The sequence below is a fragment of the Ensifer sp. PDNC004 genome, from assembly GCF_016919405.1.
In the GTDB taxonomy this organism is placed as follows: Bacteria; Pseudomonadota; Alphaproteobacteria; order Rhizobiales; family Rhizobiaceae; genus Ensifer.
In genome coordinates this window covers 317,143-331,887 of record NZ_CP070352.1, presented here as the reverse complement: position 1 = coordinate 331,887, position 14,745 = coordinate 317,143, and the positions used below count along the sequence as shown (strand labels likewise).

At 63.7% G+C, this 14,745-nt stretch carries 11 protein-coding genes; 5 read left to right on the top strand and 6 right to left on the bottom strand.

Annotated elements, in window-relative coordinates:
* Positions 1-7: 7 nt before the first annotated feature.
* The 5 genes from JVX98_RS01480 to JVX98_RS01460 all read right to left on the bottom strand — a co-directional run bounded on the left by JVX98_RS01480 (position 8) and on the right by JVX98_RS01460 (position 5,408).
* A complete protein-coding gene (locus tag JVX98_RS01480) occupies positions 8-1,042 on the bottom strand; it encodes a sugar-transfer associated ATP-grasp domain-containing protein (protein ID WP_205236626.1) in 1,035 nt (344 codons plus the stop codon).
* Positions 1,042-2,079 (bottom strand): sugar-transfer associated ATP-grasp domain-containing protein, encoded by a 1,038-nt coding sequence (locus JVX98_RS01475; RefSeq protein WP_205236625.1) that lies wholly within the window; start codon positions 2,077-2,079, stop codon positions 1,042-1,044. Before JVX98_RS01475 ends, JVX98_RS01480 begins: the two co-directional genes overlap by 1 nt.
* Positions 2,079-3,038, bottom strand: coding sequence for an ATP-grasp fold amidoligase family protein (locus JVX98_RS01470; protein ID WP_205236624.1), 960 nt, complete (start codon positions 3,036-3,038; stop codon positions 2,079-2,081). The genes JVX98_RS01475 and JVX98_RS01470 overlap by 1 nt, the downstream gene beginning before the upstream one ends.
* A gap of 196 nt (positions 3,039-3,234) precedes the next feature.
* Entirely contained in the window at positions 3,235-4,362 is a 1,128-nt protein-coding gene (locus JVX98_RS01465; RefSeq protein ID WP_205236623.1) for an FAD-binding oxidoreductase, read from the bottom strand.
* A gap of 95 nt (positions 4,363-4,457) precedes the next feature.
* On the bottom strand, positions 4,458-5,408 hold the full coding sequence (locus JVX98_RS01460) for a LysR family transcriptional regulator (protein WP_205236622.1): 951 nt from the start codon (positions 5,406-5,408) through the stop codon (positions 4,458-4,460).
* 234 nt (positions 5,409-5,642) lie between these two features.
* On the opposite strand from JVX98_RS01460, the gene JVX98_RS01455 reads away from it, so the two are divergent.
* Together JVX98_RS01455 and JVX98_RS01450 are read left to right on the top strand one after the other, a co-directional pair.
* Positions 5,643-6,830 (top strand): acyl-CoA dehydrogenase, encoded by a 1,188-nt coding sequence (locus tag JVX98_RS01455; RefSeq protein ID WP_034799596.1) that lies wholly within the window; start codon positions 5,643-5,645, stop codon positions 6,828-6,830.
* 11 nt (positions 6,831-6,841) lie between these two features.
* On the top strand, positions 6,842-8,017 hold the full coding sequence (locus JVX98_RS01450; RefSeq protein ID WP_205236621.1) for a CaiB/BaiF CoA-transferase family protein: 1,176 nt from the start codon (positions 6,842-6,844) through the stop codon (positions 8,015-8,017).
* A gap of 102 nt (positions 8,018-8,119) precedes the next feature.
* Here the strand turns inward: JVX98_RS01450 and htpG are convergent, their stop codons facing one another.
* Positions 8,120-10,009, bottom strand: coding sequence for a molecular chaperone HtpG (htpG, locus tag JVX98_RS01445; RefSeq protein WP_205236620.1), 1,890 nt, complete (start codon positions 10,007-10,009; stop codon positions 8,120-8,122).
* A 357-nt stretch (positions 10,010-10,366) separates the two neighbouring features.
* Between htpG and JVX98_RS01440 the strand changes: the two genes are divergently transcribed.
* Genes JVX98_RS01440 through JVX98_RS01430 form a run of 3 tightly spaced genes read left to right on the top strand, consistent with a single transcriptional unit; the run spans position 10,367 to position 14,741 of the window.
* Positions 10,367-12,583, top strand: coding sequence for a DUF3141 domain-containing protein (locus JVX98_RS01440; protein WP_205236619.1), 2,217 nt, complete (start codon positions 10,367-10,369; stop codon positions 12,581-12,583).
* A 14-nt stretch (positions 12,584-12,597) separates the two neighbouring features.
* Entirely contained in the window at positions 12,598-13,554 is a 957-nt protein-coding gene (locus JVX98_RS01435; protein ID WP_192449730.1) for a phosphate acetyltransferase, read from the top strand.
* A 2-nt stretch (positions 13,555-13,556) separates the two neighbouring features.
* Positions 13,557-14,741, top strand: coding sequence for an acetate/propionate family kinase (locus tag JVX98_RS01430; protein ID WP_205236618.1), 1,185 nt, complete (start codon positions 13,557-13,559; stop codon positions 14,739-14,741).
* Positions 14,742-14,745: the final 4 nt, after the last annotated feature.

The following is a 14,745-nucleotide window of genomic DNA, read 5'->3' as shown; positions in this document are numbered from 1 at the left end:
CCGCTCGTCAGGCAGCGAAGGCGCGCAGGCGCTTTACCCGGCGGGGGCTGATCGTGCCCTTGGCAGCGAAGAAGTCCCGCGCCTCCTTGCGAAGCAGCATCGGCTCATGGAATTGGATGAGGTTGGGATTGGCCAGCGCGGCATTGCCCTCGATCACGACCGGGCCGGCTTCGGTCGACACGATATCCCAGCCGACATAGCTCAGACCGGGGATAGCGCGCGTGCATTGCAACGCCAGCGTCTTGATGTCGTTCCAACGTGGGATGATGGTTCCAACGATGGCAGTGCCCGTCTCGGGGTGACGATCGAAGATCGTCCTTTCAGGACAGCCATCATCGGCGATCGCAGCGGTCAGCTGACCACTCTCGAGATCGACCAGCGCAACGATGCCGCCGGCCTTGAAGTTGTCCGTCGGGCGCGAGCGTTGTGTTCCGAAGCGGTGTGCGGCACCGAGCAGCACCGTCTTCCCGGTCGCCTCGTCATGGCCGACAAGGACGCGGATCGTGTTGACCGCGTGCGGGTAGATGGCGGAAGCGTAGGGATGCTGCACGACGGCGGCTTCGATCAGATAGCGGCCAAGTCGGTCGACGTCATCGATCGACGCTATGCGCTTGACGCCTCGCCCACCGCTGCCGTCGACCGGCTTTGCGATCATCGCGCGGCCGTCGGCTTCGGCGCGCGGCAGCGGGCCGCCGTCGAGCCGTCTCGCGACACCATCCTCGATGATCCCGATCAACTCCGGACAGGATGCGGGAAAGGTGCCCGTGCCCGCCCATTGGTGGAACCGCAGCTTGTCGCCGAGAAGCGCCATCGCCTCCGGGCTGTTCAACCGCGGCAACCGCGCTTCGGCCTCGAGGTCGGTCAGAAACAGGTGCTGGTGGAACTGGTCGAAAGGGTAGAGCCAGGCGCGGTTAGACAAGAACCCGCGGGTCAGGAGCCGCAACCTGGGGCGACCGGCATTTCCGCGCCGTTCCAGCGCCCAGAACTGCCGCAGCAAGGAGACGCGGTGCCGGATGGTGCCGATGATCGGGAGCACGGCCATCAGAGTGGCTCACCGTTGGCTCGGGGGATATAACGTGCAAAGATGCGGCGTAGTCGTGGATCGTCGAGCAGGCGATCATAAAGCTGAAAGAAGCGCAGGCTCGGATGCGCATTGCCCTCGATGACAGTCGGTCCATCGGGCGTCACCGCAATGTCCCAGCCGACATAATGCAGATAGGGAAAGGCGCGGCCGAGATCCTCGACGAGCCGCAGGACCGCCGGCCAATGGGCGATCTCGACATCGGTCATCGCTGCCCGCGTATCCGGATGCAAGTCATGATGACAGACGTGATTGTCCTTGCCGATCGAAACGGCGCGCGAAAGCCGCCCCGTTTTCAGGTCCACCTTGGAGACGAGGCCGCCGGCGCTGAAGTTGTCGACCGGCACCGAACGCGCGCTGCCGAAGCGATGGATGGCGGCGGCCGGGACCGGAGCGCCATCGTCGTCGCGCAGCATGAGCAGGCGTATCGTGTTCAAGGCGTCCGGAAAAATTACCTGGGCATAATCGGCCTGCTGCACGAAGCCGGTGAGAATGGCGTCTTCGCCGCGATAGCTGTCGACGGCGTCCGGGGTCGTGCCGATCTGCACCGAACGCCCCTTCGATCCGAGTGTCGGCTTGATGACGAAACGGCCGCGAGCGGCGAGTTCGTCGTGGAAAGCGCTTCGTTTTTCATCGCGCCAATACCACCGATCTGCGAAGTAGCAGGCGAAGATCTGCGGCGTGGGCAGTTGAGCCGAGACGAGAAGCTCGGTGAACACGGCCTTGTTGTCCAGCACATAGGCATAGTGGCCGTTTAGGCCATGCAGGTGCTGCTCTCTTTCGCAATTGGTGACGACGCCCCTGACATCACCGCGGATCTGGCGATACCAGTCGGCCTCCTTGGGGTCGAAGCCAGCCAGAATGTCCTGGATGCGCTGCAGCGGCGCCAACTGCCGCACCTCGGTGGAAGCGCTGTCTGACCAGTAGCGCCGCGCGTGGCTTTTCAGAAAGCGAAGACGGCGTGTGACGATCGTCTGTCGAACCAAAGTTTGCAGCATCAGGTGTGGGCCTCCTCTCCTGGTTCCGCTGTCGGCAATCGCAGCAGATCCCCGAAGCGCAGTTCCCACTCATAAGGTTCGAAAACATCCATGCCGCCCTCCGGGAAGAAGGTGATTTCTCCGAACAGAACCCGACCGAAATTCTCGTAGAGATCGACGCGGCTGAAAGCGAAGGGTGCAGCGAGTTCCGTCGCGACATCGAGCAGGGTGCGAAGGGACTGGGGTGCGGCGATCGCTTCCCGTTCGCACGGCGCGCCGCGCCGACGCACCGGCAACGGCTGCCAATCTGTGTCGAAGACCGTCTTGGTGCGCACGCCGTCCTTCTCGCGGATGACCATGATGAAATCCGGCCGACCGTGGAAACAGAAGATCTTGAACTCGCGCAAGCCATCGGGACTATCTGCGTGGAGAAACTCTTCGACGAGAACGCCCGGCCGGATGTCCCGATACACCGGCTCCCGGTGCCGATACCAATGGTTGAACGCCAGATGGTCGGCGAGCTTCGCTCGGGCGGCACCCCAGTCGAAGGCGTTCCTGTCCCGGCAGATTACCACGCCGCCGAAGTCGTGGTTCGTCTTGAGGACAAAAGCATCCTGCCGGATGTTACGGGGCGTTATGTCCCTCAGCCGATAGGTTGCGAGGATGGCGGGGATGAGCAGATCCGCGCCGACGCGCTCGGCAACGTAGTCGCGCACCCGGATTTTGTCGGCGCAGATCGTCTGCAAGTCCGTCGCAGGCAGAAGCTTCAGCGCATTGAGCTTTTCGCTCAGTCCCCGCGGCCTGTCGACTTCGAGCACCCGTCCGGTTTTGCCGCGATACTGCGCCTCGATGAAGGCGCGCGTGCTGGTTCGGCGCTCCTCGCGGAAAAGGCTGGAGCGGGACCAGCGGTAGAGTTGCGTCAGGAGATCGGGGGCCTGCCGCGCCAGCAGCCGGCGGGAATATTCCTTCATGGTGGACATCGTTTATCCGTCACTAAGAAACCTCGGTGCCGGCGATCCGCTTGGGCGCGCGACGAGGCGGAGGTTTCCAGAACGATGTGGCGATACGGTGGCCGGGGCGCCGGCAGTCGGCTCGGCGCGTCGTTTGCTTTGGGGTGCCCGGGCGCAACCAGCCCCCGACGGGAGATCTGCGGTTGGGTCCGCAACCCCGCTCGAGTTAGCGTTCCAGCCGGGCCGGGCTGAACGTCGAGGCGTCGAGCCCGGCCGCTTCAAAGCCCTCGGGCGCGGGTGCACCGACGAGAAGGCTTGCGGCGAATGCGCCGAGCGCCGGTGAGGTGAGGATGCCATAGCCGCCCTGGCCGGCGAGCCAGAAGAAGTCCGGGCGCTCGCGGGCAAAGCCGATCACCGGAAGCTTGTCCGGCGAGAAGCTGCGCATGCCGGCCCAGCTCTTGAAGATACGGCGCACCGGCACGGTTGTCGCCTCCTCGACGTAGTGCGCGGCCCAGGCGACGTCGATCTCCTCCGGCTGGACGTCGGCCGGCTCGCACGGCGTTGCGTCGGCAGGCGAGGAAAGCAGTCGCCCGCCTTCAGGCTTCATGTAGAAGTCTTCGTCGATCTCGTTGATTTCGGGCAGCGTCAGCGCATCGACGCTTTCGGGCAGGTCGACGGTGATTGCCGTGCGGCGATGCGGCACGATGCCGACGGTGGCGACGCCGAACGATTGCGCGACGGGATCGGCCCAGCCGCCGGCGGCATTGACGATCGTCTTGGCGCCAACCTCGCCGGTACTCGTAGCCAGAACCCAGCGGTCGCCGTCTCGGCGCGGTGCCAGCACGTCCGAGCGCTCGATGATCGCGGCACCATGGCGGCGCGCGCCCCGGACGTAACCCTGCAACAGGTTCTCGACTTCGATGTCCCAGAACTGCGGATCGTAAAAGGCCGCCGCCACATAGTCGCCGCGCAGGATCGGCACGCGTGCGATCGCCTCATCGACGCTCAGCCGTTCAATTTCGGCGGTTGCACGGCTCTCCGCGGCAAACACCTCTTCGAACCGCGCAAGCTTTTCGGCATTGGCGATCATCACGCCGCCGCGCTGCTTGAGCAACGCGATTTCGGAGAAGCCTTCGGGCGGGTTGTCGAAGAAGCCCTTGGAAATCGCCGCGAGCGCACAGACTTCCGGCGCATTATAGCGAAGCACGAACTCCGCCGCCGAGCGACCGGTGCTGTGATAGCCGAGCCCTTCCTCCCGCTCGATCACCACGACGGAGCGATGCGGCGCCAGGAAATAGGCCAGCGACAGGCCGGCAATTCCACCGCCAATAATCGCCACGTCGTAGTCCTGCATGTCCCGCCTCCGTTGGTTGTCGGTCGGACCATAGGCAAGGCGACATCCGCGTTCAAATTTATAACCGGAAAGGCGACTATCAATTCTGATGATGGTCAGGCGGCGTCGAGGCAGTGATCCAGCGGCTCCGTGTCGGCCACATGGGCAAGAAATGCGGCTTCTGCCGGATTGAGGATCGCGTTCGGATTGGAAATGCGAAAGACGTCGGTGGTCGGCAGATCGCTATAGGGTGGCAGCTGCCAGAGCTGGCCCGCCGCGACGGCAGGTGATGCCAGGTGATCCGGCAGCATGCCGATGCCGACATTGGAGGCGATCAGTCGCATCACCTCTTCGACATTGCAGGAGACGGCGCGGACCTGCTGACCGAAAGACCCGACCGCGCGCACGGCGGTTACCGAGTTCATGTGCTGGCCGCCGAGAACGTCGGCGATGAAGGCGATGTAGGGATTGCCCCTGAGATCGTTGAAGTCGACGCCTTCGACCCCGAACAGCGGATGGCTTCTGCCGCAATAGAGCGCATAGCGCTCGCGCACGTGAAAGCGACTGTTCAGCCAGTCGGGAATGTTGCCGTCGCAAAGGCCCATGGTCGCGACATTGCGTTCGACGGCACTCAACACATCCACGGTCGTTGCGACCGTGACCGACAGGGTCACCTTGGGGTGCAGGCGAAAGAAGCTTTCGAGCTTGCGGTCCCAGGCGGGATTGTGGGCGTGGCTGACCGAGTGGATGTTGAGATGGCCGGTAATCTCATCGCCGGCGGTTTCAAGAACGTTCGGCAGACGGATGACCGCTGCGAAGATATCGCGGCACTGGGCATGCAGCCGGGCACCGGCATCCGTCAGGTTGAAACGTCCGGGACGGCGGTCGATGAGCTTCTGACCGACGGTCTGTTCCAACCGCTTCAGCGCCATGCTGACGGCCGGCTGTTGCAGGAGCAACCGGTTGGCCGCTGCCGTGATGCTGCCTTCCTCGACGAGCACGACGAAGGTGCGCAGCAGGTTCCAGTCGAGATTGTGGGCGAAGCGTTCGAGGCGGTCATTGGCCATGGTCGTGGCTTGCTTCTGATCTCTGGCGTTGCACTGGCATTCGGTCTGCAAGGAGGGCAGGCAGAGCGAAAGACATCTCTTCTTGTCGTCATATTCCAGCGATTTTGCAACAAGGCCGCGCAAAGCCGGACGAGGGGCCATTCCCCGGACGCATGAGGCGGTGCCTCAATTTCGTTTGAAACGCCATGCACCCCTTGCGATAACGTGAGCTGAATAATCCGATGGGAGAGAAACATGGCCGGCAAGACGCAATTTCAATGGGATGATCCGTTCCTCCTCGACGATCAGTTGACCGAGGACGAGCGCATGATCCGCGACACCGCGCGGGCCTATGCGCAGGACCGTCTGCAGCCGCGCGTCATCGACGCCTACCGCGAAGAATCGACCGATCCGGAGATCTTCCGCGAAATGGGCGAGCTTGGCCTGCTCGGCGTCACCGTTTCGGAAACCTATGGCGGCGTCGGCGCTTCCTACGTTGCCTACGGTCTGGTTGCCCGCGAAGTCGAGCGCGTCGATTCGGGCTACCGCTCGATGATGAGCGTGCAGTCGTCGCTGGTGATCTATCCGATCTATGCCTATGGCTCCGAGGAGCAGAAGCAGAAATACCTGCCGAAGCTGATCAGCGGCGAGTGGATCGGTTGCTTCGGTCTGACCGAGCCGGACGCTGGTTCTGACCCGGCCGGCATGAAGACCCGCGCAATCAAGACCGAGAGCGGCTACCGCCTCGTCGGTTCGAAGATGTGGATCTCCAATGCACCGATCGCCGATGTCTTCGTGGTGTGGGCGAAGTCGGAAGCGCATGGCGGCGCCATCCGTGGCTTCGTGCTCGAAAAGGGCATGAAGGGCCTTTCCGCCCCGAAGATCGCCGGCAAGCTGTCGTTGCGTGCGTCGATCACCGGCGAGATCGTCATGGACAATGTCGAGGTCGGCGAGGAGGCCCTGCTGCCGAATGTCGAGGGCCTCAAGGGTCCGTTCGGTTGCCTCAACCGCGCCCGCTACGGCATTTCCTGGGGTGCGCTCGGTGCTGCCGAATTCTGCTGGCATGCGGCGCGCCAGTATGGTCTCGACCGCAAGCAGTTCAACCGCCCGCTCGCCCAGACGCAGCTCTTCCAGAAGAAGCTCGCCGACATGCAGACGGAGATCACGCTCGGCCTGCAGGGCTCGCTGCGCGTCGGCCGCCTGATGGACGAAGGCCGCATGGCTCCGGAAATGATCTCGATCGTCAAGCGCAACAATTGCGGCAAAGCGCTCGACATTGCCCGCATGGCCCGCGACATGCACGGAGGCAACGGCATCTCCGAGGAATACCAGGTCATGCGCCACATGGTGAACCTCGAGACCGTCAACACCTACGAGGGCACGCATGACGTTCACGCGCTGATCCTCGGCCGCGCCCAGACCGGCCTCCAGGCCTTCTTTTGAGCGGCGCCGTCATGGAAGCGCCGCTGAAGGGCATTCGTGTGCTCGAACTGGCCCGCATTCTTGCAGGCCCATGGATCGGCCAGACGCTGGCCGATCTCGGTGCCGACGTCATCAAGGTGGAAAGCCCTGATGGCGATGACACCCGCACCTGGGGCCCGCCCTTCGTTGCGGGCGAGGACGGCGAGAAGCTGGACGCCGCCTATTTCCACGCCTGCAACCGCGGCAAGCGCTCCGTCGTGCTCGACTTCACGACCGAGGAAGGGAGGGAGGCCGTGCGCCGCCTTGCCGCCCAGTCGGACGTGCTGCTCGAAAACTTCAAGGTCGGCGGGCTTACCAAATATGGGCTCGACTACGAGAGCCTGAAGAAGATCAATCCGGGGCTGATCTATTGCTCGGTCACCGGCTTTGGCCAGGATGGCCCCTATGCCCATCGCGCCGGCTACGATTACATCGTCCAGGGCATGAGCGGCATCATGGACCTGACCGGCGAGCCCGATCGCGAGCCGCAGAAGATCGGCGTCGCCTTTGCCGATATCTTCACCGGGCTCTATGGCGTGATCGCCGTGCAGGCGGCGCTTGCCCAGCGCGAGCGCACCGGCGAGGGGCAGCAGATCGACATGGCTCTGCTCGACTGCATGACTGGCGTGCTCGCCAACCAGGCGCTGAATTTTCTGGTCTCCGGCAAGGCGCCGCGCCGGCTCGGCAATGCGCACCCGAACATCGCGCCCTATCAGGTCTTCCCTACATCCGATGGTCACCTGATCGTTGCCGTCGGAAACGACCGGCAGTTCGTGAAGTTCTGCACCTTGCTCGGACGGTCGGATCTTGCGACTGACGAGCGTTATCTGACCAATGCGCTTCGCGTGCAGAACCGGGACACGCTGACGCCGGAACTGTCAGCCGAAACGGCGAAGATCGAGCGCGACACGCTGTTGAAGTTGCTGGAAGATGCCGGTGTGCCCGGCGGGCCAATCAACACGGTCGCCGACGTCTTTGCCGATCCGCAGATCGAGCATCGGCAGATGCGGGTGGATACGCCGCATTCGGGTGCTGCTGCCGGTACCTCGCCCGGGGTCCGGACGCCGATCCGGTTTTCGGCCGCCGAGCTTGCGCTTGAGCGTGGCGTGCCGCGGCTTGGGGAGCATACGGCCGAAGTGTTGGCCGAAATCGGGATGGACGCGTCGTAGCGTGACTAACGCAGCGTGAGATGCTGAGCGTCCCGTTGAGGCGCGACCTGAAGAAAACAGCGAAAAGCCCTGGAAATAGGAGAGATTTCCAGGGCTTTTCCGTTAGGCCTTGAGGGCGCGGTCGAAGACGCGCGACAGCCGTTCGGCGAAGCCGCGCGGGTCCTGCGGCTTGTCGCCGTCGAGCACGCGCGCCTGGTCGAGCAGGAGTTGAACGGCGTCCGTGCGGAACGCCGTATCGCCGGCGGGGCTTGCGGCCATGGCGGTGATCAGCGCGTGGCTCGGGTTGATTTCGAGGATCGGCTTGGGGGCATCGTCGAGACGACCGGCGCCCTGCAGCATCTTTTCGAGCTGGCGGTCGGGGCCGTGTTCCGGTGCCACCAGGCAGACCGCACTTTCAGTCAGGCGGTCGGAGGTGCGCACGTCCGAGACGGCCGCGCCGAGGGTTTCCTTGGCAAAGGCGACGAAGTCGATGACCAGCTGGCTCGCCTGCGGCGCCTCTTCCTTGCTGCCTTCGGGCTTGGCGATGGCGCTGAGATCGGCCGCCCCTTGCGTAATCGACTTCCAGGGCTTGCCGTCGAAATCCGGTGCTGACGTCACCCAGAAGCTATCGACCGGATCGGTCAGGAGAAGCACCTCGATGCCGCGGGCGCGAAAACCTTCGAGCTGTGGCGAGGCCTTGAGTTGGGCGAGATTGTCGCCGGTCAGGTAATAGATCGCCGACTGGCCGTCCTTCATGTCCTTGACGTAATCGGCAAGGCTGCGCTGGCTCTCATCCGACGTGGTGGTACGGAAGCGCGACAGCGCCACCAGCTGTTCGCGGCGCTCGTAGTCTTCGTAGATGCCTTCCTTCAGCACGCTGCCGAAGTTTTCCCAGAGTTTGTCGAAGGTCTCGGTCTCGTTTTCCGCAAGCTTCTCGATCGCCGTCAGCACACGGTTGGTCACGCCCTTGCGGATGCTGGCGAGCAGCGGGCTTTCTTGGATCATCTCGCGCGAGACGTTCAAGGGCAGGTCGGAGGTATCGACGAGACCGCGCACGAAGCGCAGGTAACGCGGCAGCAATTCCGCTTCGTCGGTGATGAAGACGCGCTTGACGTAGAGTTTCATCCGGCCCTTGCGGTCCGGGTCGAACAGATCGAAGGGCTTCGAACCAGGCACGAAGGCAAGGGCCGTATATTCGTGCCGGCCTTCGGCGCGGAAATGCACCGTCAGCGCCGGATCGTCATACTGGCCGGCGACGCCTCGATAGAAATCGGCGTAGTCTTCCTTGCTGATCTCGCTCTTCTGCTTCGTCCAGAGCGCGGTGCCGTCGCCGACCTGGACCGGTTCCGCATCGGGCTTTTCGAGAATCGAGATCGGCACAGGCACGTGGCCGGACTGGTCCTTGACGACGCGCTCGACGGTCCAGCGCGATGTGTAGGTCTTCGCGTCTTCCATCAGGTGCAGCGTGATGCGCGTGCCGCGCGCCGGGGCGTCGGCAAGCTCTGCTGCAGAAACGGTGTAGCTGCCCTTGCCGTCGGACGACCACAGGAAGGCATGCTCGGAACCGGCGCGACGCGATACCACGTCCACCTTGTCGGCGACCATGAAGGCGGAATAGAAGCCGACGCCGAACTGGCCGATGAGCTGCGCGCCCTCCTTGCCCTGGGCGGCTTCGATACGCTCCATGAAGGCGCGCGTGCCCGAGCGGGCGATCGTGCCGAGCGCTTCGACCAGCTCGTCGCGGCTCATGCCGATGCCGTTGTCCTCGACGACGAGCCGGTTGTTTTCCTCGTCCAGCTTCAGCGTGATGCGCGGGGTCGGGTCACCGGCCAGAAGCTCCGGCGAGACGATCGCTTCGTAGCGCAGCTTCTCGCAGGCATCCGCGGCATTCGAAATCAGTTCGCGGAGGAAGACGTTCTTGTCGGAATAGACAGAATGCACCATCAAATGGAGCAGTCGCGCCACATCGGCTTCGAAGACATGTTTCTCTACGGACATTTCGATTTCGCTCATTGCCTGGCAACTCCTTTGGGTTTCGCCCCAATTGGCAAGCGGTGTTCGGAATTTCAAGGCCTGACTTGCGCGCTCCCCATTTCTGGATAATGCTGCAGTGCGAAAGATCAGTGAACGCTGGCGAAACGATGCTTCTTCAACGGGGTCCACGGCGAAGAATTCGCGCGGGCGACAAATCGCCGTAACACTCCGCAGTTATGCTGCTTCGACCCGAGCAATGGCCTTGGGTTATCATGCCGAGTTCATATCGCGGCCTGCCGCCTGTCTCTTTGACTAAGGTCAATGCGAGACGAATTGCGTTGTTCTATTGGCTCTGGAAACGGGGCCGACCTTCAATCGCACCGAGGAGTGGACATCATGCCCAAGCATTCCACGAGCCCGACCATCCCGACTTTCGCAGATGCCTATTCCTATTCGCTCGATGCCTGGCAGCGTTCGGTCCTCTTTCTCGATGTGATGCGCCAGCGTGGGGCGCAATATGAGGAACACCGCACCCAGACCGCGCCGAATGTGCTGGAGTTCGAGGCCCAACTTGTTACCGATGGGCGCACGCTCGCCCGGCCGGTGAACTATGCTCTGGTCAGCATCGTTCCGCCCGAGGGTATCACGATCGATCCGACGAAGCGTCCCTTCGTTGTCGTCGATCCCCGGGCGGGGCACGGCCCCGGCATCGGCGGCTTCAAGGCTGACAGCGAGATCGGCGTGGCGCTGAAAGCGGGCCATCCCTGCTATTTCATCGGCTTCCTGCCGGATCCTGTTCCGGGCCAGACGATCGAGGACATCGCGCTGGCCGAAGCCGGTTTTCTCGAAACCGTCATCGCCCGCCATCCGCAGGCAGATGGCAAGCCCTGCGTGATCGGCAATTGCCAGGCGGGCTGGGCGGTCACGATCGTTGCGGCGCTGCGGCCCGAACTGTTCGGCCCGATCATCATTGCCGGCGCGCCGCTTTCCTATTGGGCGGGCGTGCGCGGGCAGAACCCGATGCGTTATTCCGGCGGGCTTCTCGGCGGCAGCTGGCTGACGGCGCTGACCGGCGACCTCGGTGGTGGCATTTTTGACGGCGCCTGGCTGGTGCAGAACTTCGAGAACCAGAATCCGGCGAACACGCTCTGGACCAAGCAGTACAATCTCTTTTCGAAGATCGACACGGAAGCGGCACGCTACCTCGGCTTCGAACGCTGGTGGGGCGGCCATGTCACGCTCAATGCAGAGGAGATGCAGTTCATCGTCGATGAGCTCTTCGTGGGCAACAAGCTCGCGGCCGGCGAAATACGAACCTCCGACGGCACCGCGATCGACCTGCGCAACATTCGCTCGCCGATCGTGGTCTTCTGCTCGACGGGCGACAACATCACCCCGCCGCAACAGGCGCTTGACTGGATCCTCGATCTCTACGACAGCGTCGACGAGATCCGCGCCTACGGCCAGACGATCGTCTATACCGTGCACGAGACCGTGGGCCATCTCGGCATCTTCGTCTCGGCGGGCGTCGCCAGGAAGGAACACGATGAATTCGCCTCCAACATCGAGCTGATCGACGTTCTGCCGCCGGGGCTTTACGAGGCGGTGCTGACGCCGGCAAGCGAAACGGTCGAGGGCCGGGCGCTCGTCTCCGGCGAATGGCTGATGCGCTGCGAGTCGCGCACTCTTGAGGACATCCGCGCACTCGGCGGCAACGACATCGAGGACGACAGGCGTTTCGCCGCCGCGGCGAAGCTCTCGGAGATCAATCTGGCGCTCTACCGCACCTACCTGCAGCCGATGGTCAAGGCGGCGGCGACGCCGCCCGTGGCAGAGGCGATGCGCAACATGCATCCGCTGCGCCTGCAATATGCGCTTTTCGGACCGGACAATCCGTTCATGGCCTGGACGTCGGCGCTGACGGACCATGTGCGCGAAAACCGGGAACCTGCCGCCGCCGGCAACCCGTTTATCGCCTGGCAGGAGGCGCTGTCACAGCAGATCGTCGACGGCCTCGAGAGCTGGCGGCGGACGGCCGAGTACCTTTCGGAGCAGAGCTTCCACGCCCTCTACGGCGCTCCGAGCCTGCAGGCCGCACTCGGTGTCGACACCAACACAAAGCAGCCGCCGCGAAAGGCGGAGAAGAGCCTGCTGCACCGGGAACTCGTCAAGGCGCGGATCGCCGAACTCAAGGCCCAGATGGCAGAGGGCGGAACGTGTGAAGGCCTTGCCAGAGCTCTGATTTTTGTCGGCATGGCGCGCGGCGGCGCTGATGAACGCGGCTTTGAGGCCATTCGCCGGCTCCGGCTTTCCCATCCGGAAGCAAAGCAACTGAGCCTGGCCGACTTCAAGACCGTTATGCGGGAGCAGTATTTCATGCTGCTGATCGACGAGGCGGCGGCACTCGCCGCTCTTCCGAAGCTGCTGCCGGAAGCGGTCGAGGAGCGTCGCACCGCCTTTACGGCTCTTCGTGAGATCCTGGAGGCATCCGGGGCCGTGATGGGCGTGGCTGCCGAGCGGTTGCAGCAGGTTGCCGCGCTATTTCGCCTGGACAGTGAGCCGCCGGTTCCGATCGCAGCGGGTAAGACCATTCGCAACCGCAATGCATCCTGATAGGGGGAATCGACTTGTCCGAGGTAACTGAACTGCCGGTTGGGCAGTCCAAATACGATCTCCTGATCGCCACCGCGCGAGACGAAACGCCGGCGGTCACCATTGTCGTGCATCCCTGTGACGAGACGTCCCTGCGCGGTGCGCTCGAGGCCGCGCAAATGGGCTTGATCGCGCCCGTTTTGGTCGGGCCGGAGGCAAAGATCCGCAGCGTTGCCGCAGAATATGGACTCGACCTCGGCCAGAGTGAGATCGTAGATGCGCCGCACAGCCATGCGGCGGCGGCCAAAGCGGTGGCGATGATCCGGGAAGGGTGGGGCGAGCTGTTGATGAAAGGCAGCCTGCACACCGACGAGTTGATGAAGGAGGTCGCGGCGTCGGCAACCGGGCTCAGGACTGACCGACGGATCAGCCACGTCTTCATCATGGACGTGCCGGGGCATAGCGAAACGCTATTCATTACCGATGCCGCCATCAACATCTTCCCGGACCTCGAAGCCAAGCGCGACATCGTGCAGAACGCCATCGATCTCTGGGTGACGATCGGCCTCGGTGAGCCGCGGGTCGCCATTCTTTCGGCGGTCGAGACCGTGACGACGAAGATCCCCTCGACGATCGAGGCGGCCGCACTCTGCAAGATGGCCGAGCGCGGCCAGATCACCGGCGGCCTGCTCGACGGTCCGCTTGCCTTCGACAACGCGATCGACCCGGAGGCAGCAAGGATCAAGGGCATCACCTCCGCCGTGGCCGGTCGCGCCCAGATTCTGGTGGTGCCGGACCTTGAGGCGGGCAACATGCTCGCCAAGAACCTTACCTTCCTGTCGCACGCCGACGCTGCCGGCATCGTGCTTGGAGCGCGCGTGCCCATCGTGCTGACGTCGCGGGCGGACTCCGTGCGCACGCGTCTCGCCTCCTGCGCCGTCGCCTCGCTCTACGCGGCGCGGCGCCGGGCCGCGCAAGTTGCGGCGGTGTGACCATGGATGCGCTTCTCGTCGTCAACGCCGGATCGTCGAGCCTGAAGTTCCAGGTGTTCGGGATCACGGATCAAGGGCTCGAACGCCAGATCAAGGGCCAGATCGGTGGCATCGGCACGCGTCCCCGCCTGCAGGCGAAAGCGGCCGACGGCAGCACGCTGACCGACAAGAGCTATGATGCCGACGTCGTTGGCGATCTGCCGGCGGCGATCGCGGCGGCGCGCGATTGGCTGCTGACGCTGGAAGGCTTCACCCTGCGGGCGGTCGGCCATCGCGTGGTGCACGGCGGTCCCGATTATGCCGCGCCGGTGCTGATCGACGCGAACGTCCTTGATCGCCTCGCGAGCTACCAGGATCTGGCGCCGCTGCACCAGCCCAACAATCTGGCGCCGATCCGCCAGGCGATGGCGATCAATCCGGATGTGCCGCAGGTCGCCTGTTTCGATACGGCCTTTCACCACGGTCACCCGCAAGAGGTGAACTGCTACGCGATGCCGCGCAGCTACTATGATGAAGGCGTGCGGCGCTACGGCTTCCACGGCCTTTCCTATGAATACATCTCCGAGCGACTGCGGGATGTAGCGCCTCAGGTCGCAGGTGGTCGCGTCATCGTCGCGCATCTCGGCAGCGGTGCCTCGATGTGCGCCCTCAGCAATGGTCACAGCGTCGAGAGCACGATGGGCTTTACCGCCCTCGACGGTCTGCCGATGGGAACCCGGCCCGGCCAGCTTGATCCGGGCGTCGTGCTCTATCTCATCCTGCAGCGCGGCATGAGTGCCCAGGCCGTTTCCGATCTGCTCTACCACGAGGCCGGCCTCAAGGGTCTCTCGGGCGTGTCGAACGACATGCGCGATCTGCTTTCAAGCGCGGATCCTCACGCCAAGCTTGCCATCGACCACTTCGTCTATCGCTCGGGGCTCAATGTCGGGATGCTTGCGGCGGCGCTTCGTGGCGTCGACGCGTTGGTTTTCACGGCGGGCGTCGGGGAAAACTCCGCCCCGATCCGCGCTCGCATCGCTGAGAACATCGCCTGGCTCGGCGCCGAACTCGATCGTGTCGCCAACGAGGCGGGCGCCACGCTGATTTCGACGCCTTCGAGCCGCGTCGCGCTCTACGTCATCCCGACGGACGAAGAACTGATGATCGCTCGCCACACGCTTTCTCTGCTTAAATCCCGCGCAGCCTGATCCA